Consider the following 23,044-nt stretch of genomic DNA (forward strand, 5'->3'; position numbering starts at 1 on the left):
TATCCAGCGGCACCATGCGGGTGTTGTGCTTGACGCGGTATCCCCACCACAGCGCCACAAACAGCGGGATGCCAAGATAAGTGGCGATGACGCCGTTCCAGTCCACCTTGGCCGCGGTGAAGGCGGTGTAGTTCTGGCCCAGCATGATCAACAGGCACAAGACGAAGATGCTGCGAACAGGAAATGGAAGGCTTGATCGCGCGCCAGCTGGCCCTGCGCTGGCGCGGCATCACCGCCGGAGTGCTGGAGGCATTGTTGGGCAACTGTGATCAAAGCGAGCTGCTGCTGCGCCGGGTGGAGCGCCAGGTGGCGCGGCTGCTGCCGCGCGGCAGCGTCAATCTGCATGTCGCGCCGCAAGCGTTGAGGGCGGCGGAACTGGCCTACGCCGACGTGCCGGAGGTGGCGGTGCTGGCCGACGCCGCGCTGTCCGTCGGGCAGGCGAGGCTGGACAACGGCTTGGTGCGCATCCATCTGGACACGCCCGCGCATCAGGCGCGGGTGCTGGAGCAACTGAGGGGCGATGCCCGGGAGGCGGCCCATGCTTAGGCTGGATCAGGTGACGGCGGGAACGGCGCTGGGCGGCGTGGATGACGGCATCGCCGCCCAGCCGATGGGCAGGCCGCCGGCGGCGGAGTCGGTGCTGGCGCTGGCGCAGGCCGAGCTGTTGGAGTTTCAGAGCGACGCGCTGACCGAGACCCAGGAAGACCTGGGCTTCGCCCTGGGGGGGCGTCTGCGGGACAACCGGCGCGGCGGCATCGGCCAGGACGGCGCGCGCGGCCGGGTGCTGGCGCAGAAGCTGGTGGCGGAGCTGGCCGCCGTGGACGCCGCCGATCTGGACAGCCTGCTGAGCGGCCCGCAAGACTGGCAGCGCGCGCCGCATTTGCTGGCCGCGATGCAGGCGCAGACGCCGGATCCGGGCCGCATGGCCCTGCAGCTGGCCGCCTGGCTGGCGAAGGGCAGGCCGGACGCCAAGCTGCGCCGCCGCATGGAAGAGGCGCTGGCGGCGCTGACCGCCGACGACACCCTGGCCTTGTCCCTGTTCGGCGCGCTGGAGTACGGCGCGACGACGCCAGCCTTGCGCCAGGAACTGCTGCGGCTTTACCACCGCGCCGGCGCGTCCCGGCAGAAGCTGTCGCAGTGGCTGGCGTCGCTGGGCGAGCGGGACGGGCGGCAACGCAAGCTGCGCACCATGCTGCGGGTGCTGTCCTACGAGCTGTCGGCCAGCGGCCAGGCCATCGTCGGCAGCCATCTGGCCGCGGTGATCGGCGACCTCAGGCAGCTGTTGCGCATCCTGGGCCTGGAGGCCCATTGCGACCAGGCCGCGGCGGCGCTGGCCTTGCCGGCCCTGGACGGAGAGACCCTGCTGCGCGGCGTGGTGTCGCTGCTGGAGCAGGTGTGGGTGAACGCGGACAGCGTGGCGGAGGCGTTGCCGCCGGTGGAGCCCGAGCAGCAGTATCGGCTGGCCCACGCCCTTGGCCGGCTGGCGCAGCTGCTGCCGGAAGACTGTTTCGGCGACGCTGAGCAGAAGGCGCAGCTGGAGGCCGCGGTGGCGGAGCTGCGCGACCGCAGCCTGGAATAGCCGGCCCGCGCGGCATCCTTGTGTCAAAAACCGAATGATATGCGGTTTTCTGAAAGCCGGTCGCCGCGCCGGCTGATATGTTGGCCGCCATTGTCTCCGCTGGCGCGCGGCGGCTTCCGGCCAAGCCGGGAGGCTGGCGGCGCGCGCCATGTCCCATCGAGTTGTCGGCAATTTGCGAGTCCAAACCACATGACCATTCAATTCAATCGCGCGGCGATCACGCCAAGCAATGCCGGCCAGGCCCAGCTGGATTCCGTCTTGAACCAAGCCGCCGGCGCCAGCGGCGAACCGCTGGGTCTGGGACAACAGGTTGAGGCGGTGAAGGACAAAACCGGGATGGTCGCCGCCCATCTGATTCCGCTGCAGCAGGTCGCGCGCGACCACAACTGCATCATCGGCATCCGGCCAGTGGATAGGCTGGCCACCGAGCTGATTGAAACCGGGCATCCCACCAAGGGGTTTCACATCAAGGGCAAAAGCGCGTCCTGGGGCGCGCAGGCCGGATTGATCTGCGTCGATCAGCGCTTCAGCAAGCTGGAAAACGCTTCGGCCGACCGCATCGCCAAATTCAACTCCCAAACCCGGCAGTGCATTCGCGACGGCGACGCGGCGGCGGTGCCGTTGACGATCTCCGGTTCGCGCTTGTCCAGCCTGCTGCAGGCGGGCGTGCTGAACAATCTGTCGCGGGAAAACGCCGAAGGCGTGCGCACGTTCACCGCGAAAGCGCCCAGCGGCAAGGAATACGTCTTCGAGGCGGCGCGCAAGTCCGGCGGCGAGGAGGCGTATGAAATCCGCCATGACGGCGCGCCGATTGAAGTATTGGCGCCGAAGGCGGACGCCAAACCCCTCACCGCCGACTACGACTTGCTGGTCATCGGCCCGCATTTGAGCGATGTCGGGCCGCAGGACAATCTGCCGGTGCCGGACGTCGCGCATCAGGTCTTCCGCGACCGGATCGACCATTACCGCGGGATTCCGGCCAATGTCGGCCTGCTGGACGCTTATCTGAATCCCAAGAGCTTTTATCGCCGGGAGGATGCGGAAATCGGCAATGCCTCGGCGCGCATCCGCGACATGATTCCCGTCATCAACCAGGCCCTGGTGGGCGACGGCGAGCGAGTGGTGCACCACAACGCCGACTCGGGCAGTCCGGCGACGGACCCGGACGCGAACTATCCCGCCACTTTCGCCTTGCCGGCCAGGATCGGCCGCTTCGACGAAATCTGCGTGATAGCGAACAAGGAGGAGCTGGCGGAGCTGGTGAAGCAGGCCAAGGACAGCGGCTACCACCTGCCTTTGAACCCGCTGTGGGAAAAAGAAGTGAGCGGCGTCAGGCGCGAAAGCTTTGTCGACGCCCGCCGCCGGTTGGGCGGAGAGTGAGCGTTCGTTAGGCCGGCGTCCGGGCGGGCATGTTCCGGACGCCGGCATCGGACAGGCTGCCGGCGGGGCTCAGCCGGCCAGCAACGGCCGCAGCTTGGCGCGGGCGTCGCGCAGGATGTCGGCGGTGGTGTGCCAGTCCACGCAGGGATCGGTCACCGAGCAGCCGTAGCGCAGCTCGGACAGATCGGCTGGGATGGCCTGGTTGCCGGGCTCGATGAAGCTTTCCAGCATGAAGGCGCGGATGCTGCGGTTGCCGTGGCGGATCTGGGACACCGCGTCGGCCAGCACGCGCGGCTGCAGCGCGTGCTGCTTCCACGAGTTGGCGTGCGCGCAGTCCACCATGATGGCCGGCGGGATGTCGTGCTTCTTCATCGCCTGTTCGGCCAGCGCGACGCTGACGGAATCATAGTTGGGCCGGCCGCCGCCGCCGCGCAGCACCAGATGGCAGTGCGGGTTGCCGCGGCTGTTCACCACCGCCACCCGTCCATCCTTGCCCATGCCCAGGTAGGCGTGCGGCGCGCTGGCGGAGACGATGGCGTTCAGCGCCGCGTCCAGCGAGCCGTCGGTGCTGTTCTTGAAGCCCACCGCGCTGTCCAGCGCCGACGCCAGCTCGCGGTGGATCTGCGATTCGGTGGTGCGCGCGCCGATGGCCATCCAGCTGTACAGGTCGGCCAGGTACAGCGGCGACATCGGGTCCAGCGCCTCGCCGGCCAGCGGCAGGCCCAGTTCGGCGGCGGCCAAGAGGAAGCGGCGGGCGATGTGCATGCCCTCGTCCACGCAATAGCTGTCGTCCATGTAGGGGTCGTTGATCAGGCCCTTCCAGCCCACGCTGGTGCGCGGCTTTTCAAAGTAGGCCCGCATCACGATCAGCAGCGTGTCGTTCAGTTCGGCGGCCAGCTCCGCCAGCCGGGCGGCGTAGTCCAGTCCGGCGCGCGGGTCGTGGATGGAGCAGGGCCCCACCACCACCAGCCAGCGCGGGTCGTCGCCGCTCAGCACTTTTTTCACCGCGTCGCGGCCGGCGTGGACCGAGGCGCTGGCGCGCGCGCTGGCCGGCAGGCTGCGCAGCAGTTCGGCGGGGCTGGCCATCGAGCGGTAGTCGGCCTGGCTGGATGGCGGCGCGTGGCCGTGTTCGGGCGCGAGTAGGCCGGGTTCCGGCCTGGCAAGCGTTGTCATGATGTTCTCCACAGGATGATCCGCAAACGAGCCGCGGATTCAGCCCGTCGTTTGCGGCAGGGCCGGCGCGCGGCCCCGGTGTCGGCGACAGGGCGGCCGCGCGCCGACGGCGCGTCCAGCCTCTCCCCGCCGCGCGGTCCGCATGTTCAGGCGGCCAGGGTGGCGCCGCCATCCACCACGATGTCCTGCATCGTGACGTGGCCGGCTAGGTCGGAAGCCAGGTACAGCACCGCGCCGGCGACGTCGGCCGGGGTGGCCAGCTTGCCCAGCGGGATGCCCAGGCGGAACGCTTCCGGCTTGCCGGCGATGGTGCGGGCGGCGCCGTGCTCGTCCTGCCACATGCCGCGCAGCATCGGGGTGTCGGTGGAGCCGGGCGAGACCACGTTGCAGCGCACGCCGTACGGCGCCAGTTCCAGCGCGGCGTTGTGGCTGAGGCTGGCCATCGCCGCCTTGGACGCGCCGTAGGCGGCCATGGCTATGCGCGGCACGTGTGCGGCGTTGGAGGCGACGTTGACGATGGCCCCGGCGCGGCGCGCCTTGAAGTGGGGCATCAGCGCGCGCAGCAGGTAGAACGGGCCGCTGACGTTGACGGCCAGGCATTGCTGCCAGTCGTCGACCGACAGCGCGTCGAACGCGCCCAGGCGCAGCACACCGGCGGCGTTGACCAGCACGTCGGGCAGCGCGTCCTCTTCGGCCAGCCGGCGGCACAGCGCGGCCACGGCGTCGGCGTCGCGGATGTCCAGCGGCAGCTCGCGCATCACGCCGCAATGGGCGGCCGCTTGTTCGAACTGCAGGTCCAGCGCCACGACGCGCGCGCCGGCCTCGACGAAGCGGCGCGCCACTTCCTGGCCTATGCCCTGGGCCGCGCCGGTCACCCACACGCATTGGCCGGTGAAATCCAGTCCGACCATGATCAGGCCTCCTGCGGCAGCTTGGCCTGGATGGCGGCCCACCAGCCGTCCAGCGTCAGGTCCTGGGCCAAATCTTCGAAGCCGATTTCCAGGCCCAGCTTCTGCCACTGCGCCACCAACTCCATCACGCGGATGGAGTCCAGGCCGTAATCCAGCAGGTTGTCGCCGCCGGCCAGGCTGTCGTCGCCGTCTTCCAGCACGGTCAGCACCTGGGCTTTCAGCCATTCGCGGGTCAGCGCGGCGTCGCCGCCGGCAACCGCGAGGTCCGACTGCGCGATCACCGCGCCGCAGCGGGTGGCCACGTAGCGCAGCGCCATCTTGTGCTCTTCCTCGCTGAAATCGGCCACCGCGTCGCCGACCATGAAGGCCTGGATGTCGCGCATGAAGGCGTCGCAGGCGGTCATCATGCAGCCGATGTGGGCGTAGACGCCGCAGATCACCAGCTGGTCGCGGCCCCAGGCCCGCATTCTTTCCTGCAGGTCGCTGCGCTGGAAGGCGCTGTAGCGCCATTTGACCAGCACGGTGTCCTGCTCGCGCGGGGCCAGCCGCGGCGTCACCACTTGCACCGCCGGATCGGCGGTGGTCAGGCCCGGGCCCCACATATCGTTCAGCAGCGCGCGGTCTTCCGGTTTCTGTTCGGTGGGCTGCGCGGTGTAGATCACCGGCACGCCGTGGCTGTCGGCCCAGCGGCGCAGCGCCTCCACCTTGGATACCAGTTCATTGACCAGCGCGCTGTCTTCGCCGTAGAAGGCGAGGAAGTAGCGCTGCATGTCGTGGATCAGCAGCGCGGCGCGCTTGGGCTCCACGCGCCAGGCGGTCTTGTTGGCGGGGAAGTCGGCCGCCTGCGGCAGCGGGTAGGCGTTCAGCTTGGGAATGCTCATGGTGTTCAGGCTCCGGCCGCGGCGGCCAGCATGCCGCGCAGCGCTTGTTTGTCTATTTTGCCGACGTGGGTCAGCGGCAGGGTGCTTACCAGTTCGAAGCGGTCGGGCAGCTTGTAGTCGGCCACGCCCTGCTCGCGCAGGAAGCGGCGCAGCGCTACCGATTTCAGCCCGTCCTCATGCGCCACCACGTAGGCGCAGCTTTTCTCGCCCAGCATCGCGTCGGGCATCGCCACCAGCGCGGCCTGGGCCACTTGCGGGTGTTGCAGCAGCAGGTGTTCGATCTCCTCGGCGGCGATCTTCTCGCCGCCGCGGTTGATCTGGTCTTTGACCCGGCCGACCACGCGCAGATAGCCGCGCTCGTCGGCCACCACCACGTCGCCCGAGTAATAGAAGCCCTCGTTGTCGAACACGCGGGCGTTGTGCTCCGGGGCCAGGTAGTAGCCGCGGAAGGTGTAGGGGCCGCGGGTGGCCAGCATGCCCGGCGCGCCGATCGGCACCGGGTGGCCGGCTTCGTCCACCACTTTCACTTCGTCGGCGTCGCTCATCGGCCGGCCCTGGCAGCCGAAGACGATGTCGTCGCCGTCGTCAAGGCGGGTGTAGTTGACCAGTCCCTCGGCCATGCCGAACACCTGTTGCAGCTTGCAGCCCAGCACTTCCGGCACCTGGCGGGCGGTGGCTTCGGCGAAGCTCGCGCCGCCGACCTGCAGCAGCTTGAGGCTCTTCAGCTGAGCCTCGCGGCCGGGCGCGGCTTGCAGCCACAGCGCGACGGCCGGCGGCACCAGCGCGGCGATGTCCACCTGGTGGCGCGCCACCAGCGCGAAGCAGGCCAGCGCTTCCGGATTGGGCGCCAACACCACCGCGCCGCCGGCGTGGAACACGCCAAGCGCGCCCGGCGAGCTGAGCGGGAAGTTGTGCGGCGCGGGCAGCGCGCACAGGAAGCGGGTGCGCGGGCCGAGCTCGCAGATCTCGGCGCTGCGGCGCACGCTGTAGAAGTAGTCGTTGTGGGTGCGCGGAATCAGCTTGGGCGTGCCGGTGCTGCCGCCGGACAGCTGGAAGAACGCCACTTCGTCGGCGGCGCTGGGGCCGGCCTCGGCCGGCAGGCCGCCGCAATCCCGCTCCAGCACGGCTTCCAGCTCGTCGTTGGCGAACAGGCGCACGCTCAGCGCCGGCGAGATGGCGGCCAGCTCGTCCGCCATCGCGTCGTCGCCGAACAGCGGGTGGCGGCGGTCGGCGATCAGCAGCATGGGCTGAATCTGGCGGGCGTAGGCCGACAGCTCCAGCTTCTGGTGGCTGAACAGCGCGTTGACCGGCGCGGCGCCGATCTTGAACAGCGCGAACAGCGCGATGTAGAACTCGGCGACGTTGGGCAGCTGCACCAGCGCGGTGTCGTGGCGGGCCACGCCGCGCGCCAGCAGCCAGGCGGCCAGGTTGTCGGAGCGGCGGTCCAGCTCGGCGTAGCTGATCTCGCGCTCGCCGCACAGCACGGCCGGCGCGTCGGGTCGCTCGCGGCATTGCCGGGCCAGCATCTCGGTCATCGGCTGGTCGTTCCAGTAGCCGGCGGCGCGGTAGCGCGCCGCCAGGTCGTCGGGCCAGCGGGTGAAGGCTACGCTCATGCCGCCGCCTCCTGGCCGGACAGGCCGAAGGCACCCAGCATGGTGCCCAGCTTGGCCTGGGTTTCCGCCCATTCCGATTCCGGTGTGGACGCGGCGACGATGCCGGCGCCGGCGAACAGCCGCACGCGGGTATCGGCCACGGTGGCGCAACGTATGGTCACCGCCCATTCGCCGTTGCCATGCTCGTCGCACCAGCCGACGATGCCGCTGAACACGCCGCGCTCGAACGGTTCGATCTCGCGGATCAGCTGGCGGGAAGCCTGGGTGGGGAAGCCGCAGATCGCCGGCGTCGGGTGCAGGCGGCAGGCCAGCTGCAAAATCGGTAGCGAGGCGTCGGAGAGCACGCCGTCTATCTGCGAGCTCAGGTGCCACATCGCGCGGGTGCCCAGCAGCGACGGCGCGGACGGGATGGTCAGCTCGGCGCAATAGGGGCCCAGCACGTTCTGGATGTCGTCGATGACCAGGCTGTGCTCGTAATGGTCCTTGGACGAATCCAGCAGCCTGGCGCTGGCGGCGGCGTCGGCCGCCGGGTCGCTCTGGCGCTTGGCGGAGCCGGCCAGCGGGAAGGTGCGCACGCGCGCGCCTTCCTTCTGCAGCAGCAGCTCGGGGCTGACGCCCACCAGGCGGCCGCCGTCTGAGAGCGGCAGCTGGAACTGGTAGCCGTTGGGGTTTTGCGCGCACACGGCGTCGAACACGCGATCCGCCGACACCGGGCGGTCGAAGTCGACTTCCAGCACGCGAGACAGCACGGCCTTGCGGATTCCGCCATGGCTGAACTGTTCGATGGCTTGGCTGACGGCGGCCTTGAAGCCTTGCTCGTCCGGGATGCTGCGCGAGCCTACCACCTTGCCGCCGTCGCCGGCGCGCTGGGCGGCCGCCTGCAAGCGTTCTTGGCGGTCGAAGAAGGCGTGGCGGGCGGGGATGAACAGTTCGGAGGGCTGGTCGATGTCGAAGGGAATGGCGCCCATCAGCACCGGGGAGGCGATGCCGTCGGCGCGGGCGCGGGCGAAGGCTTCCGCCACTTCTCGGGAGAACGCGCTGTCCGGATCGAGCGCGCCGCGGGCGGGGGTGTGGATGCGGGCATGTACACCGGCGGCCTTCAGGCTGCGGTGGGACGACATGAAATAAAACTCGCCGTCTTCGGCGCTGCCGGTCGTGGCCGACTGGGTGTGCATGGCTTGACTCCGATGATAATGATAATAATTATCGTTCAATGTATATTCAAAGTAATCGTCTGTCAATCGCCGAATACCCCTGTTCATGCCTTGGGAATATCGGAAAATTGCGCAATCTGGCTTGGATGGAAAATAAAATCCATTTTGCTGACGCAAGAGAGGGGCGAAGCCCGGCGCGAGCGCGCGCCGGGCATGGGGTTTCAGGCGCGGCTCAGCCGGCGCGACAGTTCCTCGCCGATGCGGCGCATCGGCTCCGGATCGCTCATGCCGAAGTGGTCGCAGTCCAGCTCCACGCAGTCCAGCCGGCCTTGCAGATAGGGTTGCCAGTCGGCCGGCGTCGGCGCGTCGCCGGGATGGCGGCCGGCGCGGAACAGCAGCACGTCGCCCGGGTAGGCCGGCATGCGGCTGTCGCGGAACAGCCGCATGCCGTGCAGCGAGGCCTGGCCCAGCTTTTCCAGCGCGGCGCGGCCCAGCGGCGCCAGCGGGCTGCCGGCGCGCAGCAGGCGCTGGTAGATGGCGTCGTTGTCCAGCGGCAGGCCGTCGGCGTCGGCATCCACCTCGCCGTTGACGCTGAGCACCGTCACCAGCGCGTCGTGCAGCGTCGGCTCGGGCCGGCCTTGCCAGCTGCTGACCGGGTAGCTGTCCATCAGCGCCAGCAGCTCAACGGTTTCGCCGGCGTCGGCGAGCGCGGCGGCCATCGCCTGCGCCAGCGCGCCGCCCAGCGACCAGCCCAGCAGCCGGTACGGGCCATGCGGCTGGACGGCGCGCATGCGGGCGACGTAGTCGGCCACCATCGCGTCGAAGCTGGCGGGCAGCTCGCCCTGGATGCCAGCGGCCTGCAGGCCGTAGATGGCGGTGTCCGGCAGATGGCGCGCCAGTCCCAGGTAGCACCAGGACAGGCCTTCCGCCGGATGCAGGCAGAACAGCGCCGGCAGCTTGCCGGGCTGGATGGTCAGCAGCGGCGCGAATTCGCTGCCCTGGCTGGCTGATGGCGGCCGGTGGGCGGCCGGCGCGCTCAGTGCCTGCGCCAGCGCGGCGACGGTGTTGTAGCTGAACAGCGCCGATACCGCGACTTCGCGCTGCAACAACTGGGCCAGCCGGTTGGCGGCCTGGATCGCCTGCAGCGACTTGCCGCCCAACACGAAGAAGTTGGCGTGCGGGCCTTCCGGCATGCGGCCCAGCACCTGGCTCCACACTTCCATGATCTGCCGCTCCAGCGGCGTGGCCTCGGCGGCCGGGGGCGCGTTGCGGTCCGGCGCGTTGTCCAGTGCGGCCAGTTGCTTGCGGTCTATCTTGCCGTTGACGTTGCGCGGCAGTTGCTGCAGCCATTGCCAGCGGTCGGGAATGGCGGTGGAGGGCAGCCGATCGGCCAGCTGGCGGCGCAGCGCGCCGGCGTCTCGTTCCGCGTCCGAGGCCAGGAAGGCGGCCAGCGTGTAGCCGCCGCCGGCCAGCGGCAGGCCGATCACCGCGGCTTCGCGCACGCCGGGGCAGGCCAGCAGCGCGTTTTCCACTTCGGCCGGGTCGATGCGCAGGCCGCTGATCTTCAGCTCGTGGTCCAGCCGGCCGAGGAAGCGCAGCTGGCCGCCCTGCCAGACGGCGCGGTCGCCGGTGCGGTAGGCGCGCGGCGCGCCGGGCAGCGCGTCCAACGCCACGAAGCGGCGGGCAGTCAGCTCGTCGCGGCCCAGGTAGCCGATGGCCAGCGCGTCGCCCAGCAGGCACAGCTCGCCTTCCTCGCCCTGCGCCACCGGCTGCAGGCCGGCGTCGACGATGGCGGCGGCCACGCCGGGGCGCGGCAGGCCGATGGGGATGTCGTCGCCGCCATCCCATACCGCGTCCGGGCCCGCCAGCGCGGCGCCGGTGGCGATGATGGAGGCCTCGGTGGGCCCGTAGCTGTTGAGCAGCGTGGCGTCCGGCAGCAGCTCGCGCCAGCGGCGCGCGCGCTCGGGCAGCGCGGCCTCGCCGCCGATGATGGCGAGGCGGACGCGGGACAGCCGGCCGGCCAGTTCCGGCGTCAGCGCGTAAGCGAGCTCATGCCAGAAGGCGGTGGGCAGGTCCAGCACGTCTATCTTCAGCCGTGCGATGGCGTCGGCGAAGGCGGGCATCGATTCCAGCATCGCGTCGTCGCGCAGCGCCAGCGTGCCGCCATGGCACAGCGCCAGGAAGATTTCCTCGATGCTGGCGTCGAAGTGCAGCGGCGCGAACTGCAGGATGCGCTCGCCGGCCCGGACGCGGTAGAACTGGCCGGCGCTGGAGACGAAGTGGGCCAGCGCGCGGTGGCCGACCAGCACGCCGTTGGGCTTGCCGGTGGAGCCGGAGGTGTAGAGCAGGTAGGCCGGGCTGTCGACGCCGGCGGCGCAGGCGTCCAGGCGCGGCGCGTCTTCGCCCGGCGCTTCGTCCAGGCACAGCGCCGGCGCGTCGCCGCACAGCGCGGCCCAGCGACGATGGGTCAGCGCCAGCCTGGGGCGGGCGTCGTCCAGCGCCATGGCCAGGCGGGCCGACGGGCCTAGGGGATCGAGCGGGACATAGCAGCCGCCGGCCCACAATGTGCCGAGGATGGCGACGATGGCGTCCACCGAGCGCGGCAGCAGGATGGCGACGCGCTCGCCGTCCTCCAGGCCCTGGGCTTTCAAGCGGCCGGCCAGCGCCCGCGCCCGGTCCAGCAGCGCGCGGTAGCTGAGGGCCTGGCCTTCGCCTTCCAGGGCGGTCGCGTCCGGCCGGGCGGCGGCCTGCGCGGCCAGCCGCTCCATCACCGGGACCGCGGGCTGCTCCAGCGCCGGGCCTTGCAGGATGGACAGCGGCGGCAAATCCGGCAGCAAGCTCGCCAGCGGCGTGGCGGGCTCGGCATGGGCCAGTTGGTCGAGCCACTGCGGCAAGTCATGCCACAGCGCGTCCAGGCGTTCGGCCGGATAGGCGTCCGGGTGGGCTTCCAGGCTCAGCCGCCACTCGGTGTTGAGCAGGCTGATGTTGATCGACAGGTCTTCCACTGGGCCGGAGCTGATCGGCCGGATGCGGGTTTCCAGGCCGTCGAACGGCGCGTGGCGGTCGAAGGGCATCAGGTTGAGCACCGGGCCGAACAGCCGCTGGCGGCCGTCTAGCCGGCCCAGATCGCCGCGCAGCCACTCGTAGCGGTAGCGCTGGTGGGGGCGGATGTCGCGCAGGCCGGCGGCGGCCTGCCGGGCCAGCTCTCCCAGGCTGCGGGCCGGGTCCAGCCTCAGGCTGAGCGGCGCGATGTTCATCGCCATGCAGGGCACGCCCAGCGCGGCGGAGCCCATGCGGTTCATCACCGGCAGGCCCAGCGTGATGGCGCGCTGGCCGCCGTGCCGCGCCAGCCAGGCCGCCGCCGCCGCCATCAGCCAGGCGGCCCAGTTGACGCCGCAGGCCTTGGCCGCGCGCTGCCAGGCGTCGATCTGGCCGGAAGTCAGCGCGCGGCTGGCCTTGCGCACGCCGTCGGCCAGCGGCTGGGGCGGGGCCAGCGTGGCGGCGGCGGGGAAGGTTTGCTGCCGCGCGGTCCAGAACGCCTGGTCGCGCTCGCGCTGTGCGGACGCCTGATAAGCCTGGTCTTCCGCCAGCACCGGCTCTAGCCGCCAGTCGGGCAGCGGCGGCGCGTCCTGTCCGCGCAGCGCGGCGTTGTAGCGCGCGGCCACGACCTTGCACAGCAGGCCGTAGGCGAAGCCGTCCAGCGCGATGTGATGGGTTTGCACGTACCACAGGAAATGACGCGGTCCCAGCTGGATCAGCGCGCTGCGGTACAGCGGATCGACGGCCGGGTCGCAGGGCTGGGACAGCGCCCCGCGCATCCAGGCGGCGGCCGCGGCTTCGGGATCGGATTCGCCGCTCAGGTCGTGCCAGGGCAGCGGCTGGGGCGAGCTGCGCCGCGGATGCTGCCATAGCGTCTCGCCGTCGAACTCGAAGCGCATGTTCAGCGCCGGGCAATGGGCAAGCGCCTCGGCGGCGCAGGCGCGCAGAATGCCGGCGTCCAGCGGGCCTTTCAGCTCGATGGCCTCAGCGGTCCAATAGCCGGGATTGTCGGGCGCCAGGCGCTGGCCCATCCAGATGCCGTGCTGGGCGTAGCTGACGGGAAGGCGGGGGGAGGTCTCGGTCATGTGGAAGTCTGCCTGTTATTGTTCCGGCCGCCTGGGCGGCGCTTGAGCGAAGGCTGACATCATAAATGCGATTGAATATCAATTTCAATCGCATTGCGTGAGAAAAGAGAGAATTCAATCCGGCGGGACTACGCTGGCCGTCCCGCCGGGAGGGTCAGCCTGCGGCCAGGCCATCCACCAGCACGTGGGGCACACCTTGCGAGCAGCGCTCCACCCGGCCGTCTACGCCGTAGACCGCTTGCAGCGTGGCGGCGTCTATCACCTGGTCCGGGCAGCCGTTGGCCAGCAGTTGGCCGGCCTTCAGCATCAGCGCTCGGTCGGCGTGGCGCAGCGCCGCGTTCAGGTCGTGCAGCACGATCACCGTCACCATGCCGCGGCGGCGGGTTTCGCGCCGCAGCAGGTCCATCACGTGGAACTGGTAATTCAGGTCCAGCGCCGACAGCGGCTCGTCCAGCAGCAGCACCGCAGGCTCGCGTATCAGCGCCTGGGCGATGCCCACCAGCTGGCGCTGGCCGCCGGATAGCTGGTCGAGGAAGCGCAGCGCCAGGTGGTCGATTCCCAGCGACTGCAGCAGCGCGAACACCTGCTGGTCGTCGTGGCGGCGGAACAAGCCGGCGGCGGTGGCCTGGCCGGCCACCATCAGCGATTCGAACACCGTCAGATGCACGCAGGGCGGCAGCGTCTGCGGCAGGTAGGCCACCTCGCCGCGCTGGCGGCTGAGCGGGCGGCCGCGCAGGCGGACCAGGCCGTCGCCGCCCTGCAGGCCGGCCAGCGCGCGCAGCAGGGTGGACTTGCCGCTGCCGTTGGGGCCGAGCAGGGCGGTGACCTCGCCCGCCCGCATACAGGGGACGGACAGCTTGTCGATGACGCGGCGCTTGCCGTAGCTGACTGACAGTTTTTCGATGGACAGCTGCTCGCTCATGTCCGGCCTCCGTTGCGCAAGACGATGACGATGAAGAAGGGGATCCCCACCAGCGCGGTGACGATGCCCACCGGCACGATGACGCCGGGAATCAGGTTCTTGGTGACGACCGAGGCCATGGACAGGATGGCCGCGCCGGTCAGCGCGCTCACCGGCAGGTAGAAGCGGTGGTCCTCGCCCACCAGCCTGCGGGCGATGTGCGGCGCGATCAGGCCGATGAAGCCAATGGTGCCGACGAAGGCCACCGCCAGCGCGGTGAGCAGGCTGGCGCGCAGCAAGGAGGTCAGCCGCAGCCGGCGCACGTCGATGCCGAAGCTGGCGGCGCGGTCCTCGCCCAGGCGCAGCGCGGTCAGCCGCCAGGAATTGGCCAGCGACCACGGCAGGATCAGCGCGAAGGCGGCGAAGATCAGGCCGATCTTGGGCCAGTCGGCGCGCGACAGGCTGCCCATCAGCCAGAACACCAGGTCCTGCAGCGCGTCGGCGGTGGAGACGAATTGCAGCAGCGAGACCAGGGCGTTGAAGCTGAAGAACAGCGCGATGCCGAACAGCACCACGCCGCTGGCCGCCATCCGCGTCCAGCGCGCCACCAGGTCCAGCAGCAGCGCCGAGCCCAGCGCGAACACGAAGGCGTTGACCGGCAGCATCCACGAGGCGGGAATGCCGGGCAGGCTGATGCCCAGCAGCAGCGCCAGCGCCGCGCCGAAGGCGGCGGCCGGCTGCAGGCCCAGCGTGAACGGGTCGGCCAGCGGATTGTGCAGCACGGTCTGCATCTCCGCCCCGGCCAGGCCCAGCGCCAGGCCGGCGCCGACGGCGATCAGCGCGTAAGGCAGGCGGATGTCCCAGACGATGACCGCGGTGGCCGGGTCGGCGGCGGAGGGCTCCAGCAGCGTGCGCCAGAACTCGGCCAGCGGCATGCCGCTGGCGCCGGTGGTGACGTCCAGCGACAGCGACAGCGCCAGCAGCGCCAGCAGGCCGGCCACCAGCAGCAGCCGGCGCATCAGCGCGCGGCGGTAGTCGCCGCTGACCGCGGCGGCGGTGAGCGGGGGCAGGGCGGACTCGCTCATTTGCCTCCCTTGACCCAGTAGGTGCCCTGCGGCGGGATCGCCAGGAAGTCGCGGTGCAGTTGCTGCCAGCTGGCGTCCGGGTCCAGCTTGGCGAAGCGCGTCGGCTGCAGCGTTTTGGCGAAGGCTTCCAGCAGCACGATGTGGTAGGGCGTGTTGTAGAAGTGGTGCCAGGCGCCGAAGGTGCGGCCGTCGCGCACGGCGGCGAGCGCGCCCACCGGCTTGCGCGCGGCGGCGCGGGCCAGCGATGCGCGGGCCTGCGCCGGCGAGATGTCGGCGCCGAACTGGATGCCGATCTTGTCGGCCGCGTCGGCGGTGCCGGTGCCGATGTACCAGTCGGGCCTGGAGGCCAGCACGTGCTCCATGTTCACCTCGCCCACCGCGCCGGGGATCAGCTTGTCGCCGATGTTGACGCCGCCGGCGGCGTCCACCAGCTCGCCCAGGCTGCCCTTGCCGGCGCTGGTGACGTTGGGGAAGGCGGCGGCGCGCAGGTCGAGGAAAACCTTGGGCTTCTGCTGCGCCGGGATGGCGGCCACCGTCTTGCGGATGGCGTCCATCCGGCTTTGGTAGAAGCGGATGAAGCGTTCAGCCTCGGCCTCGCGCTGCAGCGCCTGGCCCATGATGCGCAGGCTGGGCACGGTGTGCTCCAGCGGCGCGTTGCGGAAATCGACGAACACCACTGGAACCTTGGCCGCCTGCAACTGCTGGACGATGGGGTTGTTCAGGCCCGGGCCATGGCCGGAGATGCTGAAGATGGCGATGTCCGGCTTCAGGGTCAGCACCTTTTCGGCGCTGACCGAGTTCTCGCTGGTCTTGCCGATCAGCGGGATGCGGTCGATCTCGGGAAAGCGTTTCTTGTACTGGGCGTAGGTTTGCGGGTCCAGCTGGCGGAAATCGCCCTGCCAGCCGGCGACGCGCGCCAGCGGCTGTTTGCCTTCCAGCAGCGCCAAGGAATAGAACAGCCGGCCTTCGCCCAGCAGGATGCGGTTCACCTTGGCCGGCACTTCCACTTTGCGGCCGGCGATGTCGGTGACGACGGCGGCTTGGGCCGATAGCGAGGCGGCGGCGATCAGCGCGGCGGCCAGCAGGCGGGAGAATACGGTCTTCATCGGGCGTCCTTTACTTTTGCCAGTCGAGCTTGAGTTCCGGTTGCTTGGCCATCAGGCCCAGGTGCTCGTCCATGATGAATTCGATCTTGGCCAGCTTGTCGGCCGCGTCCGCCGCGCACACCATGTCCAGCGTGTCGCCTTCGCGCTGGATGTCGCAGGTGCCGATGGGGAACTGCACATGGGCGCGCTCGGTGTCGAAATCCACCGGCACCTTCAGCGCGTAGTGCTTGCACAGCTTGTACAGCACTTTGTCGGCGTTGGCGGTGGTGAGGGAAGCGCGGCTGCTCAGCATGATGATTTCTCCATTCTTTTAAAACGGGAACAGGCAGTTGGCGGACCGATGGGGTCCGGCAACTGCCGTGCGTAGCTTCCCGTCCGCTTTTGCGGCGCGGACGGGGAGCGCGGGGTTTAGAACTTGCCGGTCAGGGTCAGCCAATAGCGGCGGCCCTCGTCGACCATCCAGTTGCCAGGGCGAACGGGCGTCCGGCTACCCACATCGGACATGTCTACCGGGACGATTTTGTCAGTAACGTTCAGAACGACGGCATTGACGCTAAAGGTCTTGTTGATCTGATAGCTCAGGCCGAGATCAAAGGTGGTGGACGCAGGGCGCTCGCGCACGCTCATGGAGTAGTTGCGGAAAGCTGCCCAATTCGATTTGCCTGTGTATGCGGCGCTGGCATAGGCATTCAGTTTTTCATACGGCGTCCAGTCCAGTTTTAGATTGGCTACGTGCTTGGGTGTTTTGTCCAGTGGCTGGCCGTCCAGAGAGGTTTTGTCACGACTGGTTTCTTTGCCGCCTTGACGACGCGAGTCGGTATAGGTGTAGTTGCCTGACAGTTTCCATTGTTTGTTGATTTCCCAGGCCCCGGACATTTCAATGCCCTTGATATCTACTTTGTCCACATTGTCGTAGACGTAGATAGTACGCGGTGCAGCTTGCGGGGAAAGAACGCCGGTGTCGTAGCTGACTACTTTGTTCTTGAACTGGCTGTTGAATACGGTGAAGCTACCGGAGAGACCATCCGTACCGTCGTAGCGGATGCCGATTTCTCCGCTGGTGCTTTCTTCGGGCTTCAGATCCGGGTTGCCGCACAGAATGCCACCTGTTTCACCAGGGCCCCCAGATGTCATGCAGTAACCGGAGGAAGTTTGACGCAGTTTGGGAGCCTTGAAGCCTTGAGCCACACCGCCACGCAGTGTGATGGTGGGCGTCAGGTTGTAGACGGCGTAGAGACGCGGGCTGACGTGGCTGCCGTACTGGCTCTGGTGATCCAGACGCAGGCCACCGGTCAGCGTCAAATCTTCAGTCGCTGCAAATTCATTCTCGGCGAACAGCGCGGAACTATCGGCGCTGATCTGATCAGGGTTCGGCGCAAAGCTTTTGTTTGGCACGTTATCGTTTTTGGATACGCCGCTCAGTTTTTGCTGCTGCCATTGCATGCCCAACTTCAAGGTATTGCGAGTGAATGGGAACGTCAGCTGGCCGTCCACTGTGGTGTTGACGATCTTGGGTTGAACCGGGCTGTCCACGTCATTGGTGGAGCTGATTTCCTTGGACGATTCCTGATATAGGGAGAGGCTGCTTTTACCCCAGTCCCAGCGGCCATTATGACTAATGCCCCAGTTGTCGCGCGGGTAGCTTACTTTGCTCTTGTCGTCGTTGGATGCCGAGCTTTTGCCTGGGGTATTGGTGTAGCTGAGCGAGTTGTGGCCGGCTTCCAGCACAATATCCTGATTAGCGGTAGGTGTGATGGACAGCTTGGCGGTGAAATTGTTGTTCTGGGTGTCAGGCACGCCTACGGAGCCGACTTTCGGGTAGCTGATGCTGCTTTCTGAGCGGTTGTAGCTGCTGCCATACAGTTGCAGTGCAAGCAGGCCTTCTTTCAACGGACCACCGACCCAGAAGCTGGTTTCGCCAGCGTTTCCGTATTTGGAATCCGAAGGAATGGAGCCTCCCAAGGTCATCGAACCATGCCATTCCTTGGGGGATTTGCGGGTGATGATGTTGATCACGCCGCCCATCGCATCTGCGCCATACAGTGAGGACATCGGGCCGCGGACGACTTCGATGCGTTCGATGGCTTCCAGCGGCGGCATCTGGTATGGCTGTGTGCCGCCGGTGCCGCGGTTCATTGTTTCGCGGGTGTTCTGGCGCTTGCCGTCCACGAGGATCAAGGTGTATTCGCCGGGCAGGCCGCGTACGGCGATGTCGATATCGTTAGGAGCACCGCCGATGATGCTGACGCCTTCCAGCTTGCGTACGGCATCAGCCAGATTATTAACCGGCATTTTTTCCAGCTCTTCGCGGGTAATCACCGAGATGCTGGCCGGGGCTTCCTTGATTTTCTGCTCGTAGCCGGTGGCGGTCACCACCACCGAGGGCAGCACCGTTTCGGCGGCGTGCGCGGCGGGCAGGTAGAGGGCGCCGACGGCGGCGGACAGCATGGCCAGGCGGAATGCCGGGCGCGCGAGGTGCGGGGAGCGCTTGTTTTTCATTGTATTGGTCATACCCAGAGTGTTCATCACGGAACGCATATCCAATTGGCAAGCCGGCTGGCGCATCGCAAGCCGTTCCGATCATGACGCCGGATTAGATTTGCGCAATGAATGTCAATTGAGCGGACCATTATCACATCGACTTATTTTTAACACAAATAGGAATCGTTTTTATTCGCATAAAGACCGCGCATGACGGGCCTGGCAAGCGCATCGAGCGTTCGCAAGAGCATGAATTTGTTGGGGATTGGCGTGAAATTCCACCATGTTGCAAGAAGATGACATCGCAACGGCGTTTTTACGGAATTCGCGCAAGCCCATTGCGCAAAGTTTGCATTGCGCCAGTCCTAATTGGCAGTACCGCTTGCGCGCCACTCAGAATACCAATTAAATACCAATGCCGTTTGCATCGCGCATGGCCGGGCAACGGCGAGAGCTCCGGACGCGCGCGCCCGGAACGCCATGGTGGATAGCGAGGGAGTGGACGATGAGCGTGAAGCGATTACTGGGCGCGGCCGTGCTGGCCGCCTTGTCGGCGTGGGCGTGGGCCGCGCCGGATGCGGCGGCGCTGGGGCAGAGCCTGTCGCTGAAAATTGCGGTGGACACCAATAAGGGCGCGGCCGCCGGCGCGCCGTGCTCCGACCTGGGGGCGGACTGGACGTCCTGCCTGAAAGGGAGGCTGATCCTGGAGAACAAGGGCGGGCAGGCGGTGGCACCCGGCGGCGGCTGGAACCTGTATCTGCACAGCATCCGCCGTATTCTGAAGCTGGACACGCCGCAGTTCTCCCTTCGCCACATCACCGGCGACCTGTACCAGATCACCCCGACCGCCGCTTTCCAGGGCCTGGCGCCCGGCCAGAAGCTGGAGCTGCCGCTGATCGACGAATACTGGATCCTGCAGGAAAGCGATGTGCTGCCTCGCCCCTATGTGACGGTGGACGGCCAGCAGCCGGCGCTGCTGCAGCACGACAGCAGCGACGAGGCCAGCTATCTGCTGCCGCTGACCGGCGACAACTGGAAAAATCCGGCCGGCGAGCTGCGGCCGCTGGCCACGCCGGAACAGCGCTACCGCGCCTTCAGCGAGCGCGGCCCGCAGCTGTCCGCCGCGCAGGCGGCCAATCGCGTCATTCCGGCCACATTGCGCCAGCAGCTGGGCGGCGGCGAGCTGCTGGTTCGCGGCCTTAACCTGAACCTGTCCGGCGTCAGCCCGGCGCAGCGGGACGCGCTGGCGCTGCGCGCGGCGCAGCTGGGGCTGCGCAACGAGGGCGTCAATGTCAGCGGCGGCGTGGCCGGCGCCCGCTTGCCGGCCGACATCGCCGTGTCCGGCGGTTACCGGCTGCTGATCGGCCAGCAGGGCGTGAAGGTGGAAGGCTTTGACGCCGCCGGCGTGTTCTACGGCGTGCAGACCCTGCTGGGCCTGCTGCCGCAGGGCGGCGGACAGGTGCGCTGGATGACGGTGGAGGACGCGCCGCGCTATGTCCACCGAGGCTTCATGGCCGACCTGGCGCGCAACTTCAAGCAGCCGGCCACCGTGCGCCGCCTGATAGACCAGATGGCCGCCTACAAGCTCAACAAGCTGCATCTGCATCTGTCCGATGACGAAGGCTGGCGCTTGCAGATTCCCGGCCTGCCGGAGCTGACCGACGTCGGCGCGCGCCGTTGCCATGACTTGAGCGAAACCCAGTGCCTGGTGCCGCAGCTGGGCTCCGGCCCGGCCAACCAGTCCGGCGGGGGCTATCTGACCCGCGCCGACTACATCGCGCTGGTGAGCTACGCCCAGGCCCGTTTCATCGAAGTGATTCCGGAGTTCGACATGCCGGCGCACGCCCGCGCCGCGGTGGTGTCGATGGAGGCGCGCTACCACAAGCTGATGGCCCAGGGCCAGCCGCAGGCGGCGGCCGAATACCGGCTGCTGGACCCGCAGGACCAGTCCAACACGCTGTCGGTGCAGTTCTACGACCGCCGCACTTATTTCAATCCCTGCGTGCCGGGCAGCGGCCGCTTCGTGTCCAAGCTGGTGGCCGAGGTGGCGCAGATGCACCGCGAGGCCGGCCAGCCGCTGCAGACCTGGCACTTCGGCGGCGACGAGGCCAAGAACATCTTGCTGGGCTCCGGCTTCCAGGACGCCAGCGGCAGCGACCCGTCCAAGGGCAAGGTCAATATGGCGCAGCAAGACAAGCCGTGGGGCCGCTCGCCGGCCTGCCAGGCGCAGATCGCCAAAGGCAAGTTGAAGAGCGTGGACGACCTGCCGCTGCGCTTCGCGCGCGAGGCCAGCCGCATCGTTTCCCAGCAGGGCATTCCGACGATGGCGGCGTGGCAGGACGGGGTGGCCGGCTCCAGCGGCGCGTCCGATTTCGCCACCCGCAACACCATGGTCACCGAATGGGACACGCTGTACTGGGGCGCGACGCAGGCGGTGAACGGCTACGCCGCCAAGGGCTTCAAGACCGTGCTGGCCTTGCCGGACTACCTGTACTTCGACTTCCCCTACGAGCTGAACCCGCGCGAGCACGGCTATTACTGGGCCTCGCGCGACACCGACAGCTACAAGGTGTTCAGCTTCGCGCCGGACAATCTGCCGCAGAACGCCGAAGTGATGCCGGACCGCCAAGGCCAGCCGTTCGCGGTGACCAGCTCCGCCGCGCCGGCGCAGTACGCCGGCATCCAGGGCCAGGCCTGGACCGAGGTGATGCGCACCGACGCCGAGTTCGAAACCATGGTCTATCCGCGGCTGTTGGCGCTGGCCGAGCGCGCCTGGCACAAGGCCGGGTGGGAGCGGCCGTACAAGGTGGGCGAAACCTACCAGCTGGGCGTCACCAAGCTGGTGGACAAGGCGGCGCTGAACGCAGACTGGCAGCAATTCGCCGCGGTGCTGGGCTGGCGCGAGGCCGGCAAGCTGGAGCGCGCCGGCATCGGCTACCGGGTATCGATGCCGGCTGTGCTGCCGGACGCCAACGGCATTTCGGTGACGACCGAGTGGCCGGGCGCGCGCCTGCAGTATTCGCCCGATGGCCATAGCTGGCAGAACTATCTGCCCGGCTTGCAGGTACAGGCGCGCTACTGGCGCGGCGTCACCCAGGATGGCCGCCGAGCCGGAAGGGTGGAGGTTCTGTCCGGGCAGTGAGCGGCATGGGGCGCGGGCAAGACGCTTGACCGCGTTTTGAAAGCCGAGGTCTTCGCATGGAGTTCGCGGATTGACTGGAAAGGAACGGCGGGTCGTCGGCCCGCTGTTTTCGTTGGAGTGGAGATTTGAAAAGCATGGGCTTGGCCAAGCTGCCGACTGGCAGCATCTCGGCCAAAGTTGTCCCCGCATGCGGGATGAAAGATGGCTGTTTTCGCATTGGAAGCCGCCGTATAAGCATCTGGCAAACGGAGGGCGATTCAGTTGACACTCCCCCGCTGAACTGCGAACCTTCCGGCTTCAATTTCTTTGCCATTTCCCGCCATGAAAATCACCGCCAACACCGCAGTCACTCTGCGCATGAAAGTCACCGACAGCCAGGGGCTGGTTTACGACGATGGCAAGCACCCTGTCTCCTATCTGCACGGCGATTACGACAACCTCTTCCCCAAACTGGAAGCTGCGCTTGAAGGTCAGGAATCAGGCTTTCAAACCACGCTGGAGCTCGCGACTGAAGACGCCTTCGGCGCACGCGACGAAGCTCTGGTCACCACTATGCCCAAGACCGACTTCCCGCCCGGCGTCAAGGTAGGCGGACAGATCCAGCGCCTCGGCCCGGATGGCGAGCCGCGTTACTATTTCGTCACCAAGATCAAAGGCCCGACCGTATTGCTGGACGGCAACCACCCGCTTTGCGGCAAAACCCTGCGCTTCGCCCTCAAAGTTGTGGACGTGCGTGAGGCAACCGCCGAGGAAATTGCCCACCAGCATGTGCATGGCGAGCACGGGCATCAGCACTGACACAGCCCGCCCCGCACAAACAAAGCCCTCCCCATCCGTTATATGGGGTTAAAACCCACTAACATTTGACTGTGTTGAAGCCCACTTTGGTTACTTCGGGTGGGCTTTTTGTTGCTATCTTGCTTGCCATATCAAGGGCTATAGGTCTAACAATTAATAAAATTATCTTTGGCCGGGTACGTTGTGAAGCATACATAGCGAATAGACCGTAGCGGGCTGAGCAGACTCGGTAGCCTGTCACCTGTGTGCTGGATCATGAGTGGTAGCGTTCGGAAGTTAGGAGGCGGTTGACCGGAAGGGATAGAGGTTTGATGAGACATGTCTGCGTCAAGGCTCAGGTTGTACAGGACGAAACCGGCATCCGAGCCGAAATCCCAGTCATCCTCGTCGAACAGGATAGCCGTCTAGAAGCTCTGGGCCCGCTGGTGGACTACCTGCTCGCCCACACCCAGGCCAGGAGCCTGTCTTGGATGCGCAAGCTCTGCCAGGCAGTCGGCTTGCTGCTCGACTACCTGGCGGTCCACCATGCCCACTTCGCGCGGCCGGCGGACCTGTTCGACACCTTCGCACGACGGGTCTACTCGGGCACCATCGGCGAAGACGGTCGCGACCCCAGTGACCTCTACTGGCTGCCGAAACGCTCGGCCAATGCCCGTCAACTGCTCACCTCGCTGAGCGAATTCTCGGACTGGCTGCACAAAACCTACGGTACACAG

17 protein-coding genes are annotated in these 23,044 nt (G+C 67.6%); 6 read left to right on the forward strand and 11 right to left on the reverse strand.

Translation table 11 applies throughout. The features are described 5' to 3' along the window. Nucleotides 1-183: 183 nt before the first annotated feature. The 3 genes from VL52_RS20140 to VL52_RS20150 all read left to right on the forward strand — a co-directional run bounded on the left by VL52_RS20140 (nucleotide 184) and on the right by VL52_RS20150 (nucleotide 2,959). Nucleotides 184-546 carry a hypothetical protein gene (locus VL52_RS20140; RefSeq protein ID WP_052729435.1) on the forward strand — a complete coding sequence of 121 codons (363 nt, stop codon included), beginning with the start codon at nucleotides 184-186 and terminating at the stop codon, nucleotides 544-546. Next, nucleotides 539-1,579, forward strand: a complete 1,041-nt coding sequence (locus VL52_RS20145) for a TyeA family type III secretion system gatekeeper subunit (protein WP_052729436.1) — start codon at nucleotides 539-541, stop codon at nucleotides 1,577-1,579. Before VL52_RS20140 ends, VL52_RS20145 begins: the two co-directional genes overlap by 8 nt. A gap of 189 nt (nucleotides 1,580-1,768) precedes the next feature. Continuing rightward, nucleotides 1,769-2,959 carry an anthrax toxin-like adenylyl cyclase domain-containing protein gene (locus VL52_RS20150; protein WP_082113852.1) on the forward strand — a complete coding sequence of 397 codons (1,191 nt, stop codon included), beginning with the start codon at nucleotides 1,769-1,771 and terminating at the stop codon, nucleotides 2,957-2,959. Nucleotides 2,960-3,028: 69 nt separating this feature from the next. On the opposite strand, the gene VL52_RS20155 is transcribed toward VL52_RS20150, so the two are convergent. The 11 genes from VL52_RS20155 to VL52_RS20205 all read right to left on the reverse strand — a co-directional run bounded on the left by VL52_RS20155 (nucleotide 3,029) and on the right by VL52_RS20205 (nucleotide 18,433). Then, on the reverse strand, nucleotides 3,029-4,132 hold the full coding sequence (locus tag VL52_RS20155; RefSeq protein WP_200896067.1) for a 3-deoxy-7-phosphoheptulonate synthase: 1,104 nt from the start codon (nucleotides 4,130-4,132) through the stop codon (nucleotides 3,029-3,031). A gap of 146 nt (nucleotides 4,133-4,278) precedes the next feature. Continuing rightward, nucleotides 4,279-5,043, reverse strand: coding sequence for a 2,3-dihydro-2,3-dihydroxybenzoate dehydrogenase (gene dhbA / locus VL52_RS20160; RefSeq protein ID WP_043575351.1), 765 nt, complete (start codon nucleotides 5,041-5,043; stop codon nucleotides 4,279-4,281). 2 nt (nucleotides 5,044-5,045) lie between these two features. Then, complete coding sequence (locus VL52_RS20165) at nucleotides 5,046-5,924, reverse strand: isochorismatase (RefSeq protein ID WP_046158722.1); 879 nt, start codon at nucleotides 5,922-5,924, stop codon at nucleotides 5,046-5,048. A gap of 5 nt (nucleotides 5,925-5,929) precedes the next feature. After that, nucleotides 5,930-7,537: a (2,3-dihydroxybenzoyl)adenylate synthase gene (locus VL52_RS20170; RefSeq protein WP_046158723.1), complete on the reverse strand. Its 1,608-nt coding sequence runs from the start codon at nucleotides 7,535-7,537 to the stop codon at nucleotides 5,930-5,932. Further along, entirely contained in the window at nucleotides 7,534-8,712 is a 1,179-nt protein-coding gene (locus VL52_RS20175) for an isochorismate synthase (protein ID WP_046158724.1), read from the reverse strand. Before VL52_RS20175 ends, VL52_RS20170 begins: the two co-directional genes overlap by 4 nt. A gap of 200 nt (nucleotides 8,713-8,912) precedes the next feature. Then, nucleotides 8,913-12,815 (reverse strand): non-ribosomal peptide synthetase, encoded by a 3,903-nt coding sequence (locus tag VL52_RS20180; protein WP_046158725.1) that lies wholly within the window; start codon nucleotides 12,813-12,815, stop codon nucleotides 8,913-8,915. A gap of 154 nt (nucleotides 12,816-12,969) precedes the next feature. Then, nucleotides 12,970-13,737 (reverse strand): ABC transporter ATP-binding protein, encoded by a 768-nt coding sequence (locus tag VL52_RS20185; RefSeq protein ID WP_046158726.1) that lies wholly within the window; start codon nucleotides 13,735-13,737, stop codon nucleotides 12,970-12,972. Continuing rightward, a complete protein-coding gene (locus tag VL52_RS20190) occupies nucleotides 13,734-14,801 on the reverse strand; it encodes a FecCD family ABC transporter permease (protein WP_046158727.1) in 1,068 nt (355 codons plus the stop codon). The genes VL52_RS20185 and VL52_RS20190 overlap by 4 nt, the downstream gene beginning before the upstream one ends. Beyond that, nucleotides 14,798-15,907, reverse strand: a complete 1,110-nt coding sequence (locus tag VL52_RS20195) for an ABC transporter substrate-binding protein (RefSeq protein ID WP_046158728.1) — start codon at nucleotides 15,905-15,907, stop codon at nucleotides 14,798-14,800. Before VL52_RS20195 ends, VL52_RS20190 begins: the two co-directional genes overlap by 4 nt. A gap of 10 nt (nucleotides 15,908-15,917) precedes the next feature. Continuing rightward, a complete protein-coding gene (locus VL52_RS20200; RefSeq protein WP_046158729.1) occupies nucleotides 15,918-16,199 on the reverse strand; it encodes a DUF2218 domain-containing protein in 282 nt (93 codons plus the stop codon). Between the two features lie 116 nt (nucleotides 16,200-16,315). Next, complete coding sequence (locus VL52_RS20205) at nucleotides 16,316-18,433, reverse strand: TonB-dependent receptor domain-containing protein (protein ID WP_235429342.1); 2,118 nt, start codon at nucleotides 18,431-18,433, stop codon at nucleotides 16,316-16,318. A gap of 460 nt (nucleotides 18,434-18,893) precedes the next feature. On the opposite strand from VL52_RS20205, the gene VL52_RS20210 reads away from it, so the two are divergent. The 3 genes from VL52_RS20210 to VL52_RS20220 form a co-directional block, all read left to right on the forward strand. Continuing rightward, entirely contained in the window at nucleotides 18,894-21,530 is a 2,637-nt protein-coding gene (locus VL52_RS20210; protein WP_046158731.1) for a family 20 glycosylhydrolase, read from the forward strand. A gap of 321 nt (nucleotides 21,531-21,851) precedes the next feature. After that, the gene (locus VL52_RS20215; protein ID WP_046158732.1) at nucleotides 21,852-22,328 is read left to right on the forward strand and encodes an FKBP-type peptidyl-prolyl cis-trans isomerase; all 477 of its coding nucleotides are present in this window, start codon (nucleotides 21,852-21,854) and stop codon (nucleotides 22,326-22,328) included. Between the two features lie 308 nt (nucleotides 22,329-22,636). Beyond that, a partial coding sequence (locus VL52_RS20220; protein ID WP_438939064.1) for a hypothetical protein occupies nucleotides 22,637-23,044 on the forward strand: 408 nt, incomplete at its 3' end.

Source organism: Chromobacterium vaccinii (genome assembly GCF_000971335.1).
In the GTDB taxonomy this organism is placed as follows: Bacteria; Pseudomonadota; Gammaproteobacteria; order Burkholderiales; family Chromobacteriaceae; genus Chromobacterium; species Chromobacterium vaccinii.